The sequence below is a fragment of the Streptomyces yunnanensis genome, assembly GCF_029011865.1.
In the GTDB taxonomy this organism is placed as follows: Bacteria; Actinomycetota; Actinomycetes; order Streptomycetales; family Streptomycetaceae; genus Streptomyces; species Streptomyces yunnanensis.
In genome coordinates this window covers 2,982,573-3,004,465 of the sequence record NZ_CP095749.1, presented here as the reverse complement: position 1 = coordinate 3,004,465, position 21,893 = coordinate 2,982,573, and the positions used below count along the sequence as shown (strand labels likewise).

The window sequence follows — 21,893 nt, the reverse complement described above, 5'->3', positions numbered from 1 at the left end:
AGAGCGAAAACGGCGGTGGGGCGCCCCTCCTGAGAGGGACGCCCCACCGCCGTTGTACGGGCCGCCTGTTACTGGCCGCTGAGCGGCAGGAAGCCGGTCTGGACCAGCTGCGCACCGCGCTTGCGGGTGATGAACATGCCACGGCCGGGCGTGAGCTGCTGGCCCTTGATGTTGCCCATCAGCGGGCCCTCGCCCGGGTCGGCCGACAGGATCAGACCCTGCGCACCGAGTTCCTTGGAACGCTGCATGACCGGCTCGAACGAGGACCGGCCGGCACCCGAGGAGCTGCGCGCCAGGATCAGGCGCAGACCCAGGTCACGGGCGAACGGCAGGTACTCCAGCAGCGGCTGCAGCGGGTTGCCGCTGCTGGTCGCCACCAGGTCGTAGTCGTCGACGACCACGAACGCGTCCGGCAGGTCGTACCAGCTGCGGTTGCGCAGCTGCTCCGGCGTGACGTCCGGCCCCGGCATCCGTCGGCCCAGCGAACCGGCCAGTCCGCTGATGACCTCCTGGAGCTGCGGCCCCGCGGCACAGTACTTGTACACATGCGAGTCGGGCAGCTCGCCGAGCAGCGCGCGCCGGTAGTCGGAGACCACCAGGAGCGCCTTGTCCGCCGGGTACCGCTCGGCGATCTGCTTGGTCAGCAGGCGCAGCAGCGAGGACTTGCCGGACTCGCTGTCGCCGTAGATGACCAGCAGCGGGTCGGTCTCGAAGTCGATGAACGCCGGGGACAGCGTGGTCTCGTCGACACCGATCGCGATGCCGTGCTCCGGGTAGTCGCCGCCCCGGGGCAGGTCGCTGGCGTGCAGCATCGTCGGCAGCATCCGCACCTTGGGGGCGGGCTCGCCCTTCCAGTGCTCGTTGACGGTCTGCACCAGGTTGGCGACGCCGTCGCTGATGGTCTCCGGGTCGCTCATGCCGTCCAGGCGCGGCAGCGCGGCCAGGAAGTCCAGCTTCTCCGGGGAGAGGCCGCGGCCCGGCTTGCCCATCGGGACGTTCTCCGCGCGCTTGCGGTCGAACTCCGACTCCATCGGGTCGCCCAGGCGCAGCTCCACGCGGTTGAGGAGCTGGTCGCGCAGGGCGGGGCGCACCTCGGTGTAGCGGGAGGCCGCGAGGATCAGGTGGACACCAAAACCGAGACCCCGGCTGGCGATGTCCAGGATCACCGGGTCGAGCTGCTCGTAGTCGGTCTTGAACGTGCCCCAACCATCGATGATCAGGAAGACGTCGCCCCACTTCTGGTCGGGGAAGGCGCCCGCGGCCCGCCGCTGGCGGTACGTGCCGATCGAGTCGATGTTGTTGGAGCGGAAGAACTCCTCGCGCTCGTTGAGGATGCCGGTGACCTCGGCGACCGTACGGCGGACCTTCTCCGCGTCCAGACGCGAGGCGACACCGCCGACGTGCGCCAGGCCCTCCATGGACAGCATGCCGCCGCCACCGAAGTCGAGGCAGTAGAACTGCACTTCGGACGGGGTGTGGGTGAGCGCGAACGCTGCCATCGCGGAACGGATCAGCGTCGACTTGCCGGACTGCGGACCACCGACGACCAGACCGTGACCGGCACCGGCCGAGAAGTCCAGGTACATGACGTCACGCCGCTGCTCGAACGGCTTGTCCACCAGCGCGACCGGCACCACGAGCTTGCCCAGCGCGGTGTACTCCGGCGCGTGCACGCCCCGCTCGGGGGTGACCGCCAGGGCCGGCAGCAGCTGGTTGACCGTGGGCGGCTCCTCCAGCGGCGGCAGCCACACCTGGTGGGCCGGCGGGCCCTGGCCCTGCATCCGCTGGACCATGACGTCCAGGACGGTGTCGGCCAGCGCGTCGTCGATCTCGGGGGTGTCCGGCTCGATCGGGGTCGGGTCCTCGATGATCTGCTCGACGACCGGTGCGGCCGTGAAGGGCACCGGGAGTCGGTTGGCCCGACCGCCGCCGCTGCCGCCGCGACCGCCGCCGCCCGGACCGCGGTAGGTGCCCGAGACGTACGCGGCCTTGAACTGGACCATCGTCTCGGTGTCGTACTTCAGGATGCCGGAACCGGGAACGTTCGGCAGGTGGTAGGCGTCCGGCACACCGATCGCGGTCCGCGACTCGGCGGCGGAGAAGGTCCGCAGACCGAGTCGGTAGGACAGGAAGGTGTCCAGACCGCGCAGTTTGCCCTCTTCCAGACGCTGCGAGGCGAGCAGCATGTGCACACCCATGGAACGGCCGATACGGCCGATCTGGATGAACATCTCGATGAAGTCGGGCTTGGCGGCGAGCAGCTCGGAGAACTCGTCGATGATCATCACCAGCGACGGCAGCGGGTCCAGCGGAGCGCCGGCGGCACGCGCCTTCTCGTAGTCGGTGATGTTCGCGTAGTTGCCCGCCGAGCGCAGCAGTTCCTGACGGCGCTGGAGCTCACCGGTGATCGAGTCGCGCATGCGGTCGATCAGCGTGACGTCCTCACCGAGGTTGGTGATGACCGCCGCGACGTGCGGCATCTCCGCCATACCCGTGAAGGTGGCGCCACCCTTGAAGTCGGCGAGGATGAAGTTGAGCGTCTCCGAGGAGTGCGTCACCGCGAGCGCGAGCACCAGGGTGCGCAGCACCTCGGACTTACCGGAACCGGTCGCACCGACACACAGGCCGTGCGGGCCCATGCCCTGCTGCGAGGCTTCCTTGATGTCCAGCATGACCGGCTGGCCGTCCTTGTCGACACCGAGCGGCACGCGCAGTCGCTCGGACAGCGTCCGGGGCCGCCAGGTCTTGGAGACGTCCAGCGCACCGGCGTCACCGATGTTGAGCAGGTCGGTGAAGTCCAGCGCGGACAGCAGCGGTTCCTCGCCGTCGGCACCCGAACCGGCCCGCAGCGGCGCCAGCTGACGGGCCAGCGCCTCCGCCTCGGCGATCGACAGGGTGTCGCACACGCCGTTGTAGACCGCGCCGCTCGCCGACTCCAGCACCAGCTTGCCCGGCCACACCTGGACGGCCAGACCACCGCGGATCTCGTCCAGGTCGCCCGGCACGATCTCCAGGATGGAGACGCCCTGCAGGCCCTCGGCCCCGGCGATCACCGAGTCCATCGGGACCTCGCCGCCGTCCAGCACGACGAGGACGTGCGGGGTGTCGGTCACCGGAGGGCCCTGCGGGTTGAACCGCCCGCGGCCGTCCAGCTCGTCCGCCAGCAACTCCTCGATCTCACCGAGGTCGCCGACGACCAGCCGGCGGGTACCGGCGCCGTCGGTGGTCTTGTCCTGGACCTGCGGCAGCCACTTGGTCCACTCCCACTCGGCCTGCGCACCCGGCGCGGCCACCACGGCCACCACCAGGTCCTCGGGCGAGTGCAGCGTGCACAGCTGGGCGACGAGGGCGCGCGAGGCGCCGTAGACGGTGTCCGGGTCACCGGACACGGTCAGGTGGTAGAAGGCGCGCAGCGACACCGCCAGCGGGAGGTTCTCCAGATGGCCGTGCTTGTCGAGGAATTCCTTCATCGCGTGCGCGGTCAGCGGCTCCAGCTCGTCGACCGGAGCGGTCTCCGGCGCGCGCAGCGGAGTGGACAACTGCTGGGGCCCCAGCCCCAGGCGCACCTGGGCGAAGTCCGGGTCGTTCGCCCGGCGCTCCCACACCCGCTTGCCCTCGGCCACGACGGACCACAGCTGGCTCGGGTCGGGATGGGTGAACAGCTGCGCGTCCCGCTGCCTGCGCGCGGTACGCCGCACCTCTTTCCGCTTCTGGGCGAGGTACTTGAGGTAGTCCTGGCGCTCCTGGAGCATCTGTCCGGAAGGCCCCTGGCGGGCCTTGACGATCTGCATGATCGCCATCGCCAGTGTGGAGGCGACCATGAATCCGCCCATGATCATCATGAACGGCTGCTTCCCCATGAACAGGAAGCCCGCCGAGGACGCCATGCCCATCATGGGCAGGAAGGTCATCAGCAGGTTCTCCGGCTCGCCCTCGCGGGGAAGCTCCGGAGGTGCCTCAAGTACCACCTCCTCCGAGGGGACTTCAGGTGGAAGCGACCGGGGCGGGCGCTTGACGATGACAACGCTCACCGAGGCATCAGTCCTTCATGCATCTCGCAGTCTCGGACCGCCCCCGTTGGATTCGACGGTCCCCCGAGCCAAGTCCTTGGCCCGACGCAGGCGTTGATCCTACTGTTACGCGTCAAGTCAAGGGGTGGGTGGGGCAGTGCCCCGTTCGGACGGTACGCTGACGCACCGCGAGCGCGCCACAGCCCCGTCAGGACGGCCTTATATATAGGGCGCGCGACGCGACAAAACGCCCAACGGATAGGGGGAACCGCCAGGTGAGCACGAGCACTGGCACCGGCTTCTGCCGGGTCACAGTCGCCGCGCCGGACGCACGGATCGACGTGGCACTGCCGGAGGACGTGGCACTCGTCGATATCTATCCGGAGATCCTGCGGCTCTCCGGGCAGTCCCAGGCCGAGGGCGCCCCGACCGGATATCACCTCGTACGCCGCGACGGAACGGTGCTCGACGCCGGGCAGTCGCTGGCCCAGCAGCAGATCCTCGACGGTGACCTGCTGCTGCTCAAGCCGTTCGCCGAGTCGTTGCCGCTGCCGGTCTTCGACGACGTCTCGGACGCCATCGCCTCCGCGGTCAAGCAGAACCGCAGCCGCTGGAGCGACGACCTGATGCGCGTCGTCGGCCTCACCGCCGGCGTGCTGCTGCTGGTGATGATGGCCTTCGCGCTGTGGTTCTCCAACCCGGTCAACCGCGACATGCACCGCCTCCCCGGCATCATCGCCGGCGTGGTGGGCGTCGTCCTGGTGGCCCTGGCCGGTGTCCGCGCCCGGGTCTACGACGACCACGCCTCGTCGATCGCCCTGGGCCTGTCGGCGCTGCCGCACCTGCTCATCGCGGGCTCCGGCATCTTCCCCGTGGAAACCGGCGGCGGCCCGGGCCGGCTCCACCTGCTCGTCGGCTGCGTGACGGTGCTGATCGCCTCGGTGCTGCTGGTGGTGCTGCTCCCGCGCGGTGACGCGCCCTTCGTCGCGGCCGCCTTCCTCTCCGCCGTCGGCACCGTCGCGGTCTTCGGCGCGATCCTCACCGATGCCGCCCCGATCGAGGTCGCCGCGGTCACCGCCGTCGTCTCCATCGCCATGGTCGCCTGGCTGCCCAGCCTCTCCGCCCGGTTCGCCCGCCTGCCCATCGGCTACCGCTCGCCCGACCAGATCGTCAAGGGCGCCCTGGAGTCCGGCTCCGAGACCGAGTCCGTCGACTTCGTGAAGATCGGCAACCAGGCCAAGCGCGGCCACGAGCTCCTGCTCGGCCTGGTCGCCGGCTGCTCCGCCCTGGTCGTCGGCTCCGCCGGTATCGTCCTCGGCTTCTCCGACAACGTCTGGGCCCAGGTGCTGGCCATGACCGCGGGCATCACGATCATGCTGCGCGCCCGGCTCTTCGACTACACCACCCAGGTCGCCTGCCTGACCATCGCCGGCATCTTCACCATCGTGCTGCTCATCCTGGGCATCGCGCTGCACCCGCCGATGGACATCTTCGTCACCCTGGAGCGCTTCCAGGACTCCGGTCCGCTGAACATCCGCACGGTCTGGTTCTCCACCAGCATCGCGGCGGGCGCGGCGATCCTCGTCGGCGTCGGCCTGGTCGTCCCGAAGAAGGGCGTCACCCCCTTCTGGGGCCGGATCCTCGACATCTTCGACGGCCTAGCCCTGCTGTCCCTGGTGCCGCTGTGCCTGGCGGTCCTCGACGTGTACGGCACCGTGCGCGGCCTCACCAGCAGCTAGCGCGCGGCACCGCCCGCAGGACGGCCCCCCGACCACCCGGTCGGGGGGCCGTTTCCAGCTGGTACGCTGTGTGACGGTCCATTCGAGTCATCCAAGATTCCCTGTGCCGTAAATCCAGGGACGCTCATGGATCACAACCCAAAGGAGTACGCGTGTCGCTCGACGCCGCCACGAAGAAGCAGATCATGGCCGAGTTCGCCACCAAGGAGGGTGACACCGGCTCCCCCGAGGTCCAGGTCGCGCTGCTCTCCCGCCGCATCTCGGACCTGACCGAGCACCTCAAGACCCACAAGCACGACCACCACTCCCGCCGTGGTCTGCTGCTGCTGGTCGGCCAGCGCCGCCGCCTGCTCCAGTACCTGGCGAAGAAGGACATCATGCGCTTCCGCCAGCTCGTGGAGCGCCTGGGCATCCGCCGCGGCGCGGCGGGCGCCAAGTAAGACGCCACAAAGGGAGCGGTTCCCACCGGGGGCCGCTCCCTTTGCCGTACGCACCTGACAGCCGTACCGCCGCGCGGTGGACGGAACCTTTGTAGTCTGGTGCCATATCGCAAAAGCGAACGCGGTAGGAGCGCCTCCTGGCCGCCGGTCCTCGGTAGTGGCCCCCGGACGGCGCATGGTCACTCCATGCGGCACCACTCCGGGTGCTTCGATCGAAGACCGGCCCGCACCGGCGCTCCACCGAAGACGGTCCCCTGCCACACGGGCAGCGGACGCAGACGAGGAGATATTCCTGGTGGAGAACGAGACCCACTACGCCGAAGCCGTGATCGACAACGGCTCCTTCGGCACCCGCACCATCCGCTTCGAGACGGGCCGCCTGGCCAAGCAGGCCGCCGGCTCCGCCGTGGCGTACCTGGACGACGACACCATGGTGCTGTCGGCCACCACCGCTTCCAAGAACCCGAAGGACCAGCTGGACTTCTTCCCGCTGACCGTCGACGTCGAGGAGCGGATGTACGCAGCCGGGAAGATCCCCGGCTCCTTCTTCCGCCGTGAGGGCCGCCCCAGCGAGGACGCGATCCTCACCTGCCGCCTGATCGACCGGCCGCTGCGCCCGTCCTTCAAGAAGGGCCTGCGCAACGAGATCCAGATCGTCGAGACGATCATGGCGCTCAACCCCGACCACCTCTACGACGTGGTCGCCATCAACGCCGCCTCCTGCTCCACGCAGCTGGCCGGCCTGCCCTTCTCCGGCCCGATCGGCGGCACCCGCGTCGCCCTGATCAACGGCCAGTGGGTGGCGTTCCCGACCCACACCGAGCTGGAGGACGCGGTCTTCGACATGGTCGTGGCCGGCCGGGTGCTGCCCGACGGCGACGTCGCGATCATGATGGTCGAGGCCGAGGCCACCGAGAAGACCATCGAGCTCGTCAAGGGCGGCGCCGAGGCCCCGACCGAGGAGGTCGTCGCCGCCGGTCTCGAGGCCGCGAAGCCCTTCATCAAGGTCCTGTGCAAGGCCCAGTCGGACCTCGCCGCCAAGGCCGCCAAGCCGACCGGCGAGTTCCCGGTCTTCCTCGACTACCAGGACGACGTCCTGGAGGCGCTGACCGCCGCGGTCAAGCCCGAGCTGGCCCAGGCGCTCACCATCGCCGGCAAGCAGGACCGCGAGTCCGAGCTGGACCGCGTCAAGGCGCTGGCCGCCGAGAAGCTCCTCCCGGAGTTCGAGGGCCGCGAGAAGGAGATCTCCGCCGCGTACCGCTCGCTGACCAAGACCCTGGTCCGTGAGCGCGTCATCAAGGAGAAGACGCGCATCGACGGCCGTGGCGTGACGGACATCCGTACGCTCGCCGCCGAGGTCGAGGCGATCCCGCGGGTGCACGGTTCCGCGCTGTTCGAGCGTGGCGAGACCCAGATCCTGGGCGTCACCACCCTCAACATGCTCCGCATGGAGCAGCAGCTGGACACCCTCTCCCCGGTGACCCGCAAGCGCTACATGCACAACTACAACTTCCCGCCGTACTCCGTCGGTGAGACCGGCCGCGTGGGCTCCCCCAAGCGCCGCGAGATCGGCCACGGTGCGCTCGCCGAGCGCGCCATCGCGCCGGTGCTGCCGACGCGCGAGGAGTTCCCCTACGCGATCCGCCAGGTCTCCGAGGCGCTGGGCTCCAACGGCTCGACGTCCATGGGCTCGGTCTGCGCCTCCACGATGTCGCTGATGAACGCCGGTGTGCCGCTCAAGGCCCCGGTCGCCGGCATCGCGATGGGCCTGATCTCCCAGGAGATCGACGGCCAGACCCACTACGTCGCCCTCACCGACATCCTCGGTGCGGAGGACGCCTTCGGTGACATGGACTTCAAGGTCGCCGGCACCAAGCAGTTCGTGACCGCGCTCCAGCTCGACACCAAGCTCGACGGCATCCCCGCCTCGGTCCTGGCCGCCGCGCTGAAGCAGGCCCGCGACGCGCGCCTGCACATCCTCGACGTGATGAACGAGGCCATCGACGTCCCGGACGAGATGTCCCCGAACGCGCCGCGGATCATCACCGTCAAGATCCCGGTGGACAAGATCGGCGAGGTCATCGGCCCCAAGGGCAAGATGATCAACCAGATCCAGGAGGACACCGGCGCCGACATCACGATCGAGGACGACGGCACCATCTACATCGGTGCCGCCGACGGCCCGGCCGCCGAGGCCGCCCGCGCCACGATCAACGGCATCGCCAACCCGACCATGCCGGAGGTCGGCGAGCGCTACCTGGGCACGGTCGTCAAGACGACCACCTTCGGTGCGTTCGTGTCCCTGCTCCCGGGCAAGGACGGCCTGCTGCACATCTCGCAGATCCGCAAGCTGGCCGGCGGCAAGCGCGTCGAGAACGTCGAGGACGTGCTCGGCGTGGGCGCCAAGGTCCAGGTCGAGATCGCCGAGATCGACCAGCGCGGCAAGCTCTCCCTGATCCCCGTGATCGAGGACGAGGACGCCGCCAAGGACGACACGAAGGACGACGCCGCCAAGTGACGTCCCGCACGCACGCGACGACGGCCCGCACCTCCACGGAGGGGCGGGCCGTCGCCCGTACCCAAACGCTTCTGCAGGGCGCCGCGGGCGCCGGCACGGTCCGCCGCACCACCCTGCCCGGCGGGCTGCGCGTGGTCACCGAGACGCTGCCCACCGTCCGCTCCGTCACCTTCGGGATCTGGGCACACGTCGGCTCCCGCGACGAGACCCCGGCCCTGAACGGAGCTACCCACTACCTGGAGCACCTGCTCTTCAAGGGCACCCAGCGGCGCTCCGCCCTGGACATCTCCGCCGCCATCGACGCGGTCGGCGGCGAGATGAACGCCTTCACGGCGAAGGAATACACCTGCTACTACGCGCGGGTGCTCGACACCGACCTGCCGCTCGCCATAGACGTGGTGTGCGACATGCTCACCGGCTCGCTGATCGAGGCCGAGGACGTCGACGCCGAGCGCGGGGTGATCCTCGAAGAGATCGCGATGACCGAGGACGACCCGGGCGACTGCGTGCACGACCTGTTCGCGCACACCATGCTCGGCGACACCCCGCTGGGCCGCCCCGTCCTGGGCACCGTGGACACCGTCAACGCGCTCACCGCCGACCGCATCCGCCGCTTCTACAAGAAGCACTACGACCCCACCCACCTGGTCGTCACCGCGGCCGGCAACGTCGACCACGCCAAGGTCGTCCGCCTGGTGCGGCGCGCCTTCGAGCAGGCCGGCGCGCTGCGCCGGCAGGACGCCGCCCCGGTCGCCCCGCGCGCCGGCAGCCGGACCCTGCGCACCGCCGGCCGGTTCGAGCTCCTGGGTCGCAAGACCGAGCAGGCCCACGTGGTCCTCGGCATGCCCGGGATGTCCCGCAACGACGACCGGCGCTGGGCGATGGGCGTGCTGAACACCGCCCTGGGCGGCGGGATGAGCTCCCGCCTCTTCCAGGAGGTCCGCGAGAAGCGCGGCCTGGCGTACAGCGTGTACTCCTTCACCTCGGGCTTCGCCGACTGCGGGCTGTTCGGCGTCTACGCCGGCTGCCGCCCCAACCAGGTGCACGACGTCCTGAAGATCTGCCGCGACGAGCTCGACACGGTGGCGGCCGAGGGCCTCACCGACGACGAGATCCGCCGCGCCATCGGCCAGCTGCGGGGCTCCACGGTCCTCGGTCTGGAGGACACCGGAGCGCTGATGCACCGGCTCGGCAAGAGCGAGCTGTGCTGGGGCGAGCACATGTCGGTCGACGAGGTGCTGTCGCGGATATCGGCGGTGACCCCGGACGAGGTCCGCGCGGTGGCCCGTGATGTCCTGGGCGCACGCCCCTCGCTGTCTGTCATCGGCCCCCTGAAGGACCGGCAGGCGGCCCGTCTGGAGGACGCTGTCGCCTAGCCGACAGCGCCGGCGCCCCACCACGAGAGAGAGCGGAAAACGATGAGCAAGCTGCGCGTGGCCGTCCTGGGAGCCAAGGGCCGTATCGGCTCCGAGGCCGTCCGGGCCGTCGAGGCCGCCGACGACCTGGAGCTGGTCGCGGCCCTCGGCCGCGGCGACAAGCTGGAGACGCTGGTCGAGGCCGGTGCCCAGGTCGTGGTGGAACTGACCACCCCCGACGCGGTCATGGAGAACCTCGACTTCTGTCTGCGGCACGGCATCCACGGTGTGGTCGGCACGACCGGCTGGACCGACGAGCGCCTCGCGCAGCTGCGCACCTGGCTCGACGCCGCCCCCGGCGCGGGCGTGCTGATCGCCCCGAACTTCTCGATCGGCGCCGTGCTCACCATGCGCTTCGCGCAGCAGGCGGCCCGGTTCTTCGAGTCCGCCGAGATCATCGAGCTGCACCACCCGAACAAGGCGGACGCGCCCTCCGGCACCGCCGCCCGCACCGCCCAGCTGATCGCCGAGGCCCGCGCGGAGGCCGGCTGCCCGCCCCAGCCGGACGCCACCCGGACCGCCCTGGACGGCGCCCGCGGCGCGGACGTGGACGGCGTCCCGGTGCACTCGGTGCGGCTGCGCGGCCTGCTGGCACACCAGGAGGTGCTGCTCGGCGGCGTGGGGGAGACCCTCACCATCCGCCACGACTCACTGCACCACAGCAGCTTCATGCCGGGCATCCTGCTCGGCGTGCGGCGCGTGGTGGACACCCCGGGCCTGACGGTGGGCCTGGAGAACTTCCTCGATCTGGGCTGACGGCAATGGGTGGAAAGATCACGTACATCTTCCTCGCCACCGTGCTGGTGCTGGTCTTCGGCGTGGTGGCCATGGAAGGCGTGCTGCTCCTGATGACCGGGGAGCCGGCGGCGATGGGCATGGGCGCGGTGGCCTTCGTACTGCCGTGCCTGGGCGGCTGGTTCCTGTGGGCCAACACCCGCTTCGCCCGCGACGCGAACCGGCTGGCCCGCGCGCTGGAGGCGGAGGGCGGCCTGCCGCTCGACGACATCGCGCGCACCCCCGGCGGCCGGATCGACCGGGACGCGGCCGACGCGGTCTTCGCCCGGCGGCAGGCCGAGACCGAGGAGGCGCCCGGAGACTGGCGCACATGGTTCCGGCTCGCCGTCGCCTACCGGGACGCCCGGGACACCCCGCGGGCCCGCAAGGCCATGCAGCGCGCCATCGCCCTGCACGACGGCAGGCCGGTCCCCGGCGACCCCGAGCCCGCCCGGACCGCCTGAGTCCCGCACACGACGACCGCCCGGGTCCGTACGGCTGTTCCGTACGGACCCGGGCGGTCGTCGTGTTCAGCGCGCGCGGTACTCCGCCGCCCACGCCTCCAGCACATCGGCGGCCCGCTCGAACGTCCTCGGGCGGCCCAGGAAGTCCGCGTTGTGATCCGTCAGCAGGGTCCGCAGCGGCTCCGTGCGCACCCGCTCGACGTGCAGGGCCTGGCCCTGCACCGTCCGCGGCCAGCCCAGCCAGCGCACCGGCTGCTGGACCGTGCGGACCGTCGCGACCGCGGACCACGGCAGGGTCGTGGTGCGCAGCAACTGCACCTGGCGCAGCCCCTGGGCGCTGACCCAGATGCCCACCCGCACCAGCCGCAGTGCCAGCGCGATCACCACCAGCCCCACCGCCGCGCAGACCGCCGCCCCGGCCGGCGACCCGGCCAGCGCGATGATCAGCGCGGAGAACAGGACGAACGAGGCGAGCAGCAAGAACACCGCCGCCGTCCCCACGCGCCACGGTCCGGGGCGGTAGGGACGGCGCCAGTGGTCGGGCCCGTGAGACGGCGGGGGGACGGGATCCGCACGGCCGTCGGCCTGGAGGGCACGGTCGGCCGTCAGGAAGGGCAGGGGCACGGCTGGGTCCTCACTCAGGGCTGGTCAGCACGGACGTCATGCCGACGGAAGCTGTGAGCGGTGAGGCTATCGGGACTGGCGGAGCGGAACCACCCGGGCGGAACCCCGGTGGCCCGCTCCACCGCCGGCTCAGCGGTGCGCTGCCTCGGACTGGTGCACCCCGGTCGAACCGGAGGTGTCCTGCTGGAGGGCCGGCAGGCCGAACAGCAGCGCGCCCGTCAGACCACCCACCACGGTGAGGGTGATCAGGGACTGGCCGACGAGCTGCGCACGCGACGGACGCGGGCGCGGCGGGGGAGTGATATTGCTGCGGAACCGGTCTGCCTCGGCAACGAAGGCGAACGGGACGGGCTCTCGCCGGCGGAACATGAGGGGGCTCTCCTTGGAACCTCGAAGTGGGCACTGTCACAGGGAAAGACGACTGAGGCGTCCTTTTGGTGCCCGTTTTCCGTTACTTCTGTGAAAAATATCAACCACCGCCCGTCGACTCGCAGGCAGGGCCTCCTTTTTCCGTTTTGTTACGGATTCATCGCTAACGCGGCATCAGCTGCCGTTTCCCGGCCTGTCGGTGGCGGGCCGTAGGCTGGACGCGCACGAGGATCGAATGGAAGGAACCGCCGGTGTCCCACACCCCCGACAGCGCCGAAAGCGCACCCGTCAGCTTCCGCAGCGAGGTGACGGTCGAGCTGGTCAAGCACAGCGCAGCGGACAGCGACGTGCTGTGGGCGGCCCGGGTCTCGACGGCCGGCGAGCAGTCCCTGGAGGAGCTGCAGAAGGACCCGGAGCGCTCCAAGGGCCTGATCAACTACCTGATGCGGGACCGGCACGGCAGCCCGTTCGAGCACAACTCCATGACGTTCTTCATCAGCGCCCCGATCTTCGTCTTCCGCGAGTTCATGCGGCACCGCGTCGGCTGGTCGTACAACGAGGAGTCCGGTCGCTACCGCCAGCTGGAGCCGGTCTTCTACGTCCCCGGTGAGTCCCGCAAGCTCGTCCAGCAGGGCCGCCCCGGCAAGTACGAGTTCGTCGAGGGCACCCCCGCGCAGCACGAGCTCACCGGCCGCGCCATGGAGGACTCCTACCGCCAGGCGTACGGCGCCTACCAGGAGATGCTCGCCGCCGGCGTGGCCCGCGAGGTCGCCCGCGCGGTGCTCCCCGTCGGCCTCTACTCCTCGATGTACGCCACCTGCAACGCCCGCTCCCTGATGCACTTCCTCGGCCTGCGCACGCAGCACGAGCAGGCGAAGGTCCCCTCGTTCCCGCAGCGCGAGATCGAGATGGTCGGCGAGCAGATGGAGGCCCACTGGGCCAAGCTGATGCCCCTCACCTACGCCGCCTTCAACGCGAACGGTCGTATCGCTCCGTAACGCTCCGCGCGCGCACGGCGCCGTACCTTCCGGGCCGGCGAGCGGGCTGCCCCGCCGCCGGAAAGCTCGTCCGAAGTGTCCGGATTGCGGCACTTTGAGAAGTTCATTTACGCTGAACAAACGGACCCGGCACTGCTTGAACCCCCGAGCAGGCAGTGCCGGAGTCCACATCCCTGCTCCCCAGCGGCACACCCCGCGGCGCCCTACGAGTAGCGTGGGACCCATGGCTCCGACTTCCACACCGCAGACCCCCTTCGGGCGGGTGCTGACCGCCATGGTCACGCCGTTCACGGCGGATGGCGCTCTCGATCTTGACGGCGCGCAGCGGCTCGCCGCACATCTGGTGGACGCCGGCAACGACGGTCTTGTCGTCAACGGCACCACTGGAGAGTCCCCGACCACCAGCGATGCGGAGAAAGCCCAGCTGGTCCGTGCCGTGGTCGAAGCCGTCGGCGACCGTGCCTTCGTCGTCGCCGGAGCCGGCACCAACGACACCCGGCACAGCCTGGAGCTGGCCCGCGCCGCGCAGGACGCCGGCGCACACGGCCTGCTCGCGGTCACGCCGTACTACAGCAAGCCCCCGCAGGAGGGCCTGCTGCGGCACTTCACCGCCATCGCGGACGCCACCGACCTGCCCGTGATGCTCTACGACATCCCCGGCCGCAGCGGCGTCCCGATCAACACCGAGACCATGGTCCGGCTCGCCGAGCACCCCCGGATCGTCGCCAACAAGGACGCCAAGGGCGACCTCGGCCGCGCCAGCTGGGCCATCGCCCGCTCCGGCCTCGCCTGGTACAGCGGCGACGACATGCTCAACCTCCCGCTGCTCTCGGTCGGCGCGGTCGGCTTCGTCTCGGTCGTGGGCCACGTCGTCACCCCGGAACTGCGCGCCCTCCTCGACGCCCACCTCACCGGTGACGTCACCAAGGCGACGGAGATCCACCAGAAGCTGCTCCCCGTGTTCACCGGCATGTTCCGCACCCAGGGCGTGATCACGACCAAGGCCGCCCTCGACCTGCAGGGCCTGCCCGCGGGCCCGCTGCGGCTGCCCCTGGTGGAGCTCTCCCCCGAGGAGACCGAGCAGCTCAAGCGCGATCTCGCCGCCGGCGGGGTACAGCTTTAGAACACAGACTTCATAACTGCATACGGAACAACAACCGCCACATAGCAAGTGCACGAATGTCATGCGCGCCACGTGCCTCGACGGCAGCGTGGCGCGCATGGTGAGGAGAGTCTTTTGAGTCATCCGCACCCTGAGCTCGGCGCTCCGCCGAAGCTTCCCGAAGGTGGCCTGCGCGTCACCCCGCTCGGCGGCCTGGGCGAGATCGGCCGCAACATGACGGTCTTCGAATACGGCGGCCGGCTGCTGATCGTCGACTGCGGAGTGCTCTTCCCCGAGGAGGAGCAGCCCGGAATCGACCTGATCCTGCCCGACTTCACGTCCGTCAGGGACCGCCTCGACGACATCGACGGCATCGTGCTCACGCACGGCCACGAGGACCACATCGGCGGCGTCCCCTACCTCCTCCGGGAGAAGCCGGACATCCCGCTGATCGGCTCCAAGCTGACCCTGGCGCTCATCGAGGCCAAGCTCCAGGAGCACCGGATCCGCCCCTACACGCTGGAGGTCGCCGAGGGCGACCGCGAGCGTCTGGGCCCCTTCGAGTGCCAGTTCGTCGCCGTCAACCACTCCATCCCCGACGCGCTCGCGGTCGCCATCCGCACCCCCGCGGGCATGGTCGTCCACACCGGCGACTTCAAGATGGACCAGCTCCCGCTGGACCGTCGGCTGACCGACCTCCCGGCCTTCGCCAAGCTCGGCGAGGAGGGCATCGACCTTCTCCTCTCCGACTCCACGAACGCCGAGGTCCCCGGCTTCGTCCCGCCGGAGCGCGACATCTCCAACGTGCTGCGCCAGGTGTTCGCCAGCGCGCAGAAGCGCATCATCGTCGCCAGCTTCGCCAGCCATGTGCACCGCATCCAGCAGATCCTCGACGCGGCGCACGAGTACGGCCGCAGGGTCGCCTTCGTCGGCCGCTCCATGGTCCGCAACATGGGCATCGCCCGCGAACTGGGCTACCTGAACGTGCCCGCGGGCCTGGTCGTCGACGTCAAGACCCTCGACGACCTGCCGGACGACGAAGTGGTGCTGGTCTGCACCGGCTCCCAGGGCGAGCCGATGGCCGCCCTCTCCCGGATGGCCAACCGCGACCACCAGATCCGCATCGTCCAGGGCGACACGGTCATCCTGGCCTCGTCGCTCATCCCGGGTAACGAGAACGCGGTCTACCGCGTGATCAACGGCCTCAGCCGTTGGGGCGCCAACGTGGTCCACAAGGGCAACGCCAAGGTCCACGTCTCGGGCCACGCCTCGGCCGGCGAGCTGCTGTACTTCTACAACATCTGCAAGCCGAAGAACCTCATGCCGGTTCACGGCGAATGGCGCCACCTCCGTGCCAACGCCGAACTGGGCGCGCTGACGGGCATCCCCAAGGACCGCATCGTCATCGCGGAGGACGGCGTCGTCGTCGACCTGGTCAACGGCATCGCCAAGATCGCCGGCAAGGTCCAGGCCGGCTACGTCTACGTCGACGGCCTCTCGGTCGGCGATGTCACCGAGGCCCACCTCAAGGACCGCCGCATCCTGGGCGACGAGGGCATCATCTCGATCTTCGTGGTCGTGGACAGCAGCACCGGCAAGACCGTCGGCGGCCCCAACGTCCACGCCCGTGGCTCGGGCATCGACGACAAGGACTTCAGCGCAGTCGTCCCCAAGATCGACGAGGCACTGGCCAAGGCGGCCCAGGACGGCATCGCCGAGCCCCACCAGCTCCAGCAGCTGATCCGCCGCGCGGTCGGCAAGTGGGTGTCGGACAACTACCGTCGCCGCCCGATGATCCTCCCCGTGGTCGTCGAGGTCTGACGGACCGTCCGTACGAAGGTCCTCAAGTAGGAGCGGGGTGCCTGGATTTGCATCCAGGCGCCCCGCTCCAGTACGTTTACGGCTCCGCCAGAACGGGAAGCGCCGCACGCTGCGCGTACGGACCGCCTCCCACGGACCGCGGAATTCCGACCCAGAGCAATCTGATAAAGTCGGAATCAGCCGAAAGGCAAAATCCTCCGACGAAAATCGGAACCGAATTCGAAGCTGGTAGCGCCCCTCGGGAAGCGGCCCGGAAACGAAAAAGGATCTGATAAAGTCGGAACCGCGAGGAAGCCGAAAGGCCGAATCGCACCGGCGAAAATCGGAGCCGAAAGGATCTGATAGAGTCGGAGACGCAAGACCGAAGGGAGGCGCCCGGAGGAAGCCCGAGAGGGTGGCCGAAGGAAGCGTCCGTTCCTTGAGAACTCAACAGCGTGCCAAAAGTCAACGCCAGATATGTTGATACCCCGTCTCCGTCATGGAGATGAGGTTCCTTTGAAAAGTCCTTCCAATAGCTTTGGGAGGCGCACAGCGAGGACGCTGTGAACCGCGAGGATTATTCCTCCTTGTGGTTCCGCTCAACGCGAGTGTTGATACCGGCAGTTTTTAATTAAACGCAGGCCGGTAAGCATTCACGGAGAGTTTGATCCTGGCTCAGGACGAACGCTGGCGGCGTGCTTAACACATGCAAGTCGAACGATGAACCGGCTTCGGTCGGGGATTAGTGGCGAACGGGTGAGTAACACGTGGGCAATCTGCCCTTCACTCTGGGACAAGCCCTGGAAACGGGGTCTAATACCGGATATGACACGGGGTCGCATGATCTCCGTGTGGAAAGCTCCGGCGGTGAAGGATGAGCCCGCGGCCTATCAGCTTGTTGGTGAGGTAGTGGCTCACCAAGGCGACGACGGGTAGCCGGCCTGAGAGGGCGACCGGCCACACTGGGACTGAGACACGGCCCAGACTCCTACGGGAGGCAGCAGTGGGGAATATTGCACAATGGGCGAAAGCCTGATGCAGCGACGCCGCGTGAGGGATGACGGCCTTCGGGTTGTAAACCTCTTTCAGCAGGGAAGAAGCGAGAGTGACGGTACCTGCAGAAGAAGCGCCGGCTAACTACGTGCCAGCAGCCGCGGTAATACGTAGGGCGCGAGCGTTGTCCGGAATTATTGGGCGTAAAGAGCTCGTAGGCGGCTTGTCACGTCGGATGTGAAAGCCCGGGGCTTAACCCCGGGTCTGCATTCGATACGGGCAGGCTAGAGTTCGGTAGGGGAGATCGGAATTCCTGGTGTAGCGGTGAAATGCGCAGATATCAGGAGGAACACCGGTGGCGAAGGCGGATCTCTGGGCCGATACTGACGCTGAGGAGCGAAAGCGTGGGGAGCGAACAGGATTAGATACCCTGGTAGTCCACGCCGTAAACGTTGGGAACTAGGTGTGGGCGACATTCCACGTCGTCCGTGCCGCAGCTAACGCATTAAGTTCCCCGCCTGGGGAGTACGGCCGCAAGGCTAAAACTCAAAGGAATTGACGGGGGCCCGCACAAGCAGCGGAGCATGTGGCTTAATTCGACGCAACGCGAAGAACCTTACCAAGGCTTGACATACACCGGAAAACCGTGGAGACACGGTCCCCCTTGTGGTCGGTGTACAGGTGGTGCATGGCTGTCGTCAGCTCGTGTCGTGAGATGTTGGGTTAAGTCCCGCAACGAGCGCAACCCTTGTTCTGTGTTGCCAGCATGCCTTTCGGGGTGATGGGGACTCACAGGAGACTGCCGGGGTCAACTCGGAGGAAGGTGGGGACGACGTCAAGTCATCATGCCCCTTATGTCTTGGGCTGCACACGTGCTACAATGGCCGGTACAATGAGCTGCGATACCGCGAGGTGGAGCGAATCTCAAAAAGCCGGTCTCAGTTCGGATTGGGGTCTGCAACTCGACCCCATGAAGTCGGAGTTGCTAGTAATCGCAGATCAGCATTGCTGCGGTGAATACGTTCCCGGGCCTTGTACACACCGCCCGTCACGTCACGAAAGTCGGTAACACCCGAAGCCGGTGGCCCAACCCCTTGTGGGAGGGAATCGTCGAAGGTGGGACTGGCGATTGGGACGAAGTCGTAACAAGGTAGCCGTACCGGAAGGTGCGGCTGGATCACCTCCTTTCTAAGGAGCATCTAGACAGTCGCAAGATTGTCCAGAGCCACTACGTCGGCGAATGTTCGACGGTGGTTAGCTCATGGGTGGAACGTTGACTACTCGGCACACAGAGATCGATCGAGACGCTAGTACTGCCTTTGGGCGTGGAACGCGGATCGGGTCGGGTCTGGGTGTCGGGCACGCTGTTGGGTGTCTGAGGGTGCGGACTATGGTCTGAGCCTTCGCGATGCCGGCCCCGGTGAAGCGCCTCTTGTGGGTGTGTGACGGGTGGCTGGTCGTTGTTTGAGAACTGCACAGTGGACGCGAGCATCTGTGGCCAAGTTTTTAAGGGCGCACGGTGGATGCCTTGGCACCAGGAACCGATGAAGGACGTGGGAGGCCGCGATAGGCCCCGGGGAGCTGTCAACCGAGCTTTGATCCGGGGGTGTCCGAATGGGGAAACCCGGCAGTCGTCATGGGCTGTCACCCGCTGCTGAACACATAGGCAGTGTGGAGGGAACGCGGGGAAGTGAAACATCTCAGTACCCGCAGGAAGAGAAAACAACCGTGATTCCGGGAGTAGTGGCGAGCGAAACTGGATGAGGCTAAACCAGTCACGTGTGATACCCGGCAGGGGTTGCGTGGTTGGGGTTGTGGGAGCTTTCTTGATCGGTCTGCCGGCCGGTCGGTGAGTCAGAAACCGTTGATGTAGGCGAAGGACATGCGAAAGGTCCGGCGTAGAGGGTAAGACCCCCGTAGCTGAAACGTCAGCGGCTTGCTTGAGAGCCACCCAAGTAGCACGGGGCCCGAGAAATCCCGTGTGAATCTGGCGGGACCACCCGTTAAGCCTAAATATTCCCTGGTGACCGATAGCGGATAGTACCGTGAGGGAATGGTGAAAAGTACCGCGGGAGCGGAGTGAAATAGTACCTGAAACCGTGTGCCTACAAGCCGTGGGAGCGTCGCGCAGAGACTTGTTCTTTGCGTCGTGACTGCGTGCCTTTTGAAGAATGAGCCTGCGAGTTTGCGGTATGTTGCGAGGTTAACCCGTGTGGGGAAGCCGTAGCGAAAGCGAGTCCGAATAGGGCGTTGGAGTAGCATGCTCAAGACCCGAAGCGGAGTGATCTAGCCATGGGCAGGTTGAAGCGGAGGTAAGACTTCGTGGAGGACCGAACCCACCAGGGTTGAAAACCTGGGGGATGACCTGTGGTTAGGGGTGAAAGGCCAATCAAACTCCGTGATAGCTGGTTCTCCCCGAAATGCATTTAGGTGCAGCGTCGTGTGTTTCTTGCCGGAGGTAGAGCACTGGATAGGCGATGGGCCCTACCGGGTTACTGACCTTAGCCAAACTCCGAATGCCGGTAAGTGAGAGCGCGGCAGTGAGACTGTGGGGGATAAGCTCCATGGTCGAGAGGGAAACAGCCCAGAGCATCGACTAAGGCCCCTAAGCGTGTGCTAAGTGGGAAAGGATGTGGAGTCGCAGAGACAACCAGGAGGTTGGCTTAGAAGCAGCCACCCTTGAAAGAGTGCGTAATAGCTCACTGGTCAAGTGATTCCGCGCCGACAATGTAGCGGGGCTCAAGTACACCGCCGAAGTCGTGTCATTGCAGCATGAGGGCTAACGCCTGTTGTGATGGGTAGGGGAGCGTCGTGTGCCGGGTGAAGCAGCCGTGGAAACGAGTTGTGGACGGTTCACGAGTGAGAATGCAGGCATGAGTAGCGATACAAGAGTGGGAAACTCTTGCGCCGATTGACTAAGGGTTCCTGGGTCAAGCTGATCTGCCCAGGGTAAGTCGGGACCTAAGGCGAGGCCGACAGGCGTAGTCGATGGACAACCGGTTGATATTCCGGTACCCGCTTTGAAGCGCCCAATACTGAATCAGGCGATGCTAAGTCCGTGAAGCCGTCCTGGATCCTTCGGGTGAAGGGGAGTGGTGGAGCCGACGGACCAGACTTGTAGTAGGTAAGCGATGGGGTGACGCAGGAAGGTAGTCCAGCCCGGGCGGTGGTTGTCCCGGGGTAAGGGTGTAGCCCGAGAGATAGGCAAATCCGTCTCTCATGCAGGGTGAGACCTGATGCCGAGCCGATTGTGGTGAAGTGGATGATCCTATGCTGTCGAGAAAAGCCTCTAGTGAGTTTCAAGGCGGCCCGTACCCTAAACCGACTCAGGTGGTCAGGTAGAGAATACCGAGGCGTTCGGGTGAACTATGGTTAAGGAACTCGGCAAAATGCCCCCGTAACTTCGGGAGAAGGGGGGCCATTTCTGGTGATGACATTTGCTGTCTGAGCTGGGGGTGGCCGCAGAGACCAGCGAGAAGCGACTGTTTACTAAAAACACAGGTCCGTGCGAAGCCGTAAGGCGATGTATACGGACTGACGCCTGCCCGGTGCTGGAACGTTAAGGGGACCGGTTAGCTCCATTTCGGTGGGGCGAAGCTGAGAACTTAAGCGCCAGTAAACGGCGGTGGTAACTATAACCATCCTAAGGTAGCGAAATTCCTTGTCGGGTAAGTTCCGACCTGCACGAATGGCGTAACGACTTCTCGACTGTCTCAACCATAGGCCCGGTGAAATTGCATTACGAGTAAAGATGCTCGTTTCGCGCAGCAGGACGGAAAGACCCCGGGACCTTTACTATAGCTTGATATTGGTGTTCGGTTCGGCTTGTGTAGGATAGGTGGGAGACTTTGAAGCGCCAACGCCAGTTGGTGTGGAGTCGTTGTTGAAATACCACTCTGGTCGTGCTGGATGTCTAACCTGGGTCCGTGATCCGGATCAGGGACAGTGTCTGGTGGGTAGTTTAACTGGGGCGGTTGCCTCCTAAAGGGTAACGGAGGCGCCCAAAGGTTCCCTCAGCCTGGTTGGTAATCAGGTGTTGAGTGTAAGTGCACAAGGGAGCTTGACTGTGAGACTGACGGGTCGAGCAGGTACGAAAGTAGGGACTAGTGATCCGGCGGTGGCTTGTGGAAGCGCCGTCGCTCAACGGATAAAAGGTACCCCGGGGATAACAGGCTGATCTTCCCCAAGAGTCCATATCGACGGGATGGTTTGGCACCTCGATGTCGGCTCGTCGCATCCTGGGGCTGGAGTCGGTCCCAAGGGTTGGGCTGTTCGCCCATTAAAGCGGTACGCGAGCTGGGTTTAGAACGTCGTGAGACAGTTCGGTCCCTATCCGCTGCGCGCGTAGGAGTCTTGAGAAGGGCTGTCCCTAGTACGAGAGGACCGGGACGGACGGACCTCTGGTGTGCCAGTTGTTCTGCCAAGGGCATGGCTGGTTGGCTACGTTCGGAAAGGATAACCGCTGAAAGCATCTAAGCGGGAAGCCTGCTTCGAGATGAGGGCTCCCACCCACTTGATGGGGTAAGGCTCCCAGTAGATGACTGGGTTGATAGGCCAGATATGGAAGCGCCGTAAGGTGTGGAGTTGACTGGTACTAATAGGCCGAGGGCTTGTCCTCAGTTGCTCGCGTCCACTGTGTTGGTTCTG

The 21,893-nt window shown here is 66.7% G+C and carries 12 protein-coding genes and 2 rRNA genes; 11 read left to right on the top strand and 3 right to left on the bottom strand.

Going from position 1 to position 21,893, the window contains the following annotated elements; all coding sequences use genetic code 11:
- Positions 1–68: 68 nt before the first annotated feature.
- Positions 69–4,031, bottom strand: coding sequence for a type VII secretion protein EccC (locus MOV08_RS12940; protein WP_039632231.1), 3,963 nt, complete (start codon positions 4,029–4,031; stop codon positions 69–71).
- Positions 4,032–4,285: 254 nt separating this feature from the next.
- On the opposite strand from MOV08_RS12940, the gene eccD reads away from it, so the two are divergent.
- From eccD to MOV08_RS12910, 6 genes are all read left to right on the top strand, one after another.
- The gene (gene eccD / locus MOV08_RS12935; protein WP_275307551.1) at positions 4,286–5,749 is read left to right on the top strand and encodes a type VII secretion integral membrane protein EccD; all 1,464 of its coding nucleotides are present in this window, start codon (positions 4,286–4,288) and stop codon (positions 5,747–5,749) included.
- 152 nt (positions 5,750–5,901) lie between these two features.
- On the top strand, positions 5,902–6,189 hold the full coding sequence (rpsO, locus tag MOV08_RS12930) for a 30S ribosomal protein S15 (RefSeq protein ID WP_039632228.1): 288 nt from the start codon (positions 5,902–5,904) through the stop codon (positions 6,187–6,189).
- 295 nt (positions 6,190–6,484) lie between these two features.
- Positions 6,485–8,707, top strand: a complete 2,223-nt coding sequence (locus MOV08_RS12925) for a polyribonucleotide nucleotidyltransferase (RefSeq protein WP_039632226.1) — start codon at positions 6,485–6,487, stop codon at positions 8,705–8,707.
- Positions 8,704–10,083: a M16 family metallopeptidase gene (locus MOV08_RS12920; RefSeq protein WP_039632224.1), complete on the top strand. Its 1,380-nt coding sequence runs from the start codon at positions 8,704–8,706 to the stop codon at positions 10,081–10,083. The genes MOV08_RS12925 and MOV08_RS12920 overlap by 4 nt, the downstream gene beginning before the upstream one ends.
- Positions 10,084–10,125: 42 nt before the next feature.
- Positions 10,126–10,878 carry a 4-hydroxy-tetrahydrodipicolinate reductase gene (gene dapB, locus MOV08_RS12915; RefSeq protein WP_275307550.1) on the top strand — a complete coding sequence of 251 codons (753 nt, stop codon included), beginning with the start codon at positions 10,126–10,128 and terminating at the stop codon, positions 10,876–10,878.
- Between the two features lie 5 nt (positions 10,879–10,883).
- Entirely contained in the window at positions 10,884–11,360 is a 477-nt protein-coding gene (locus MOV08_RS12910) for a tetratricopeptide repeat protein (RefSeq protein WP_039632220.1), read from the top strand.
- Between the two features lie 66 nt (positions 11,361–11,426).
- Here the strand turns inward: MOV08_RS12910 and MOV08_RS12905 are convergent, their stop codons facing one another.
- Both MOV08_RS12905 and MOV08_RS12900 read right to left on the bottom strand, forming a co-directional pair.
- Entirely contained in the window at positions 11,427–11,984 is a 558-nt protein-coding gene (locus MOV08_RS12905) for a PH domain-containing protein (protein WP_275307549.1), read from the bottom strand.
- 129 nt (positions 11,985–12,113) lie between these two features.
- A complete protein-coding gene (locus MOV08_RS12900) occupies positions 12,114–12,353 on the bottom strand; it encodes a hypothetical protein (protein ID WP_039632216.1) in 240 nt (79 codons plus the stop codon).
- A gap of 251 nt (positions 12,354–12,604) precedes the next feature.
- On the opposite strand from MOV08_RS12900, the gene thyX reads away from it, so the two are divergent.
- The 5 genes from thyX (at position 12,605) to MOV08_RS12875 (ending at position 21,864) form a co-directional block, all read left to right on the top strand.
- Positions 12,605–13,351 carry an FAD-dependent thymidylate synthase gene (thyX, locus tag MOV08_RS12895; protein WP_205366910.1) on the top strand — a complete coding sequence of 249 codons (747 nt, stop codon included), beginning with the start codon at positions 12,605–12,607 and terminating at the stop codon, positions 13,349–13,351.
- Positions 13,352–13,574: 223 nt separating this feature from the next.
- Complete coding sequence (gene dapA / locus MOV08_RS12890; protein WP_039632212.1) at positions 13,575–14,474, top strand: 4-hydroxy-tetrahydrodipicolinate synthase; 900 nt, start codon at positions 13,575–13,577, stop codon at positions 14,472–14,474.
- 114 nt (positions 14,475–14,588) lie between these two features.
- Positions 14,589–16,274 (top strand): ribonuclease J, encoded by a 1,686-nt coding sequence (locus MOV08_RS12885; RefSeq protein WP_039632210.1) that lies wholly within the window; start codon positions 14,589–14,591, stop codon positions 16,272–16,274.
- Between the two features lie 631 nt (positions 16,275–16,905).
- Positions 16,906–18,434 (top strand): 16S ribosomal RNA (locus MOV08_RS12880).
- Positions 18,435–18,742: 308 nt separating this feature from the next.
- Positions 18,743–21,864: ribosomal RNA gene (locus MOV08_RS12875) — 23S ribosomal RNA — on the top strand.
- The 16S and 23S rRNA genes sit together here, the layout of an rRNA operon.
- The last annotated feature ends 29 nt before the right edge of the window (positions 21,865–21,893 follow it).

What these genes read in the sequence shown, in the direction of transcription:
- MOV08_RS12900 (WP_039632216.1), bottom strand. Translation starts at nt 12,353, where the DNA reads ATGTTCCGCCGGCGAGAGCCCGTCCCGTTCGCCTTCGTTGCCGAGGCA.
- dapB (WP_275307550.1), top strand. Translation starts at nt 10,126, where the DNA reads ATGAGCAAGCTGCGCGTGGCCGTCCTGGGAGCCAAGGGCCGTATCGGC.
- MOV08_RS12910 (WP_039632220.1), top strand. Translation starts at nt 10,884, where the DNA reads ATGGGTGGAAAGATCACGTACATCTTCCTCGCCACCGTGCTGGTGCTG.
- dapA (WP_039632212.1), top strand. Translation starts at nt 13,575, where the DNA reads ATGGCTCCGACTTCCACACCGCAGACCCCCTTCGGGCGGGTGCTGACC.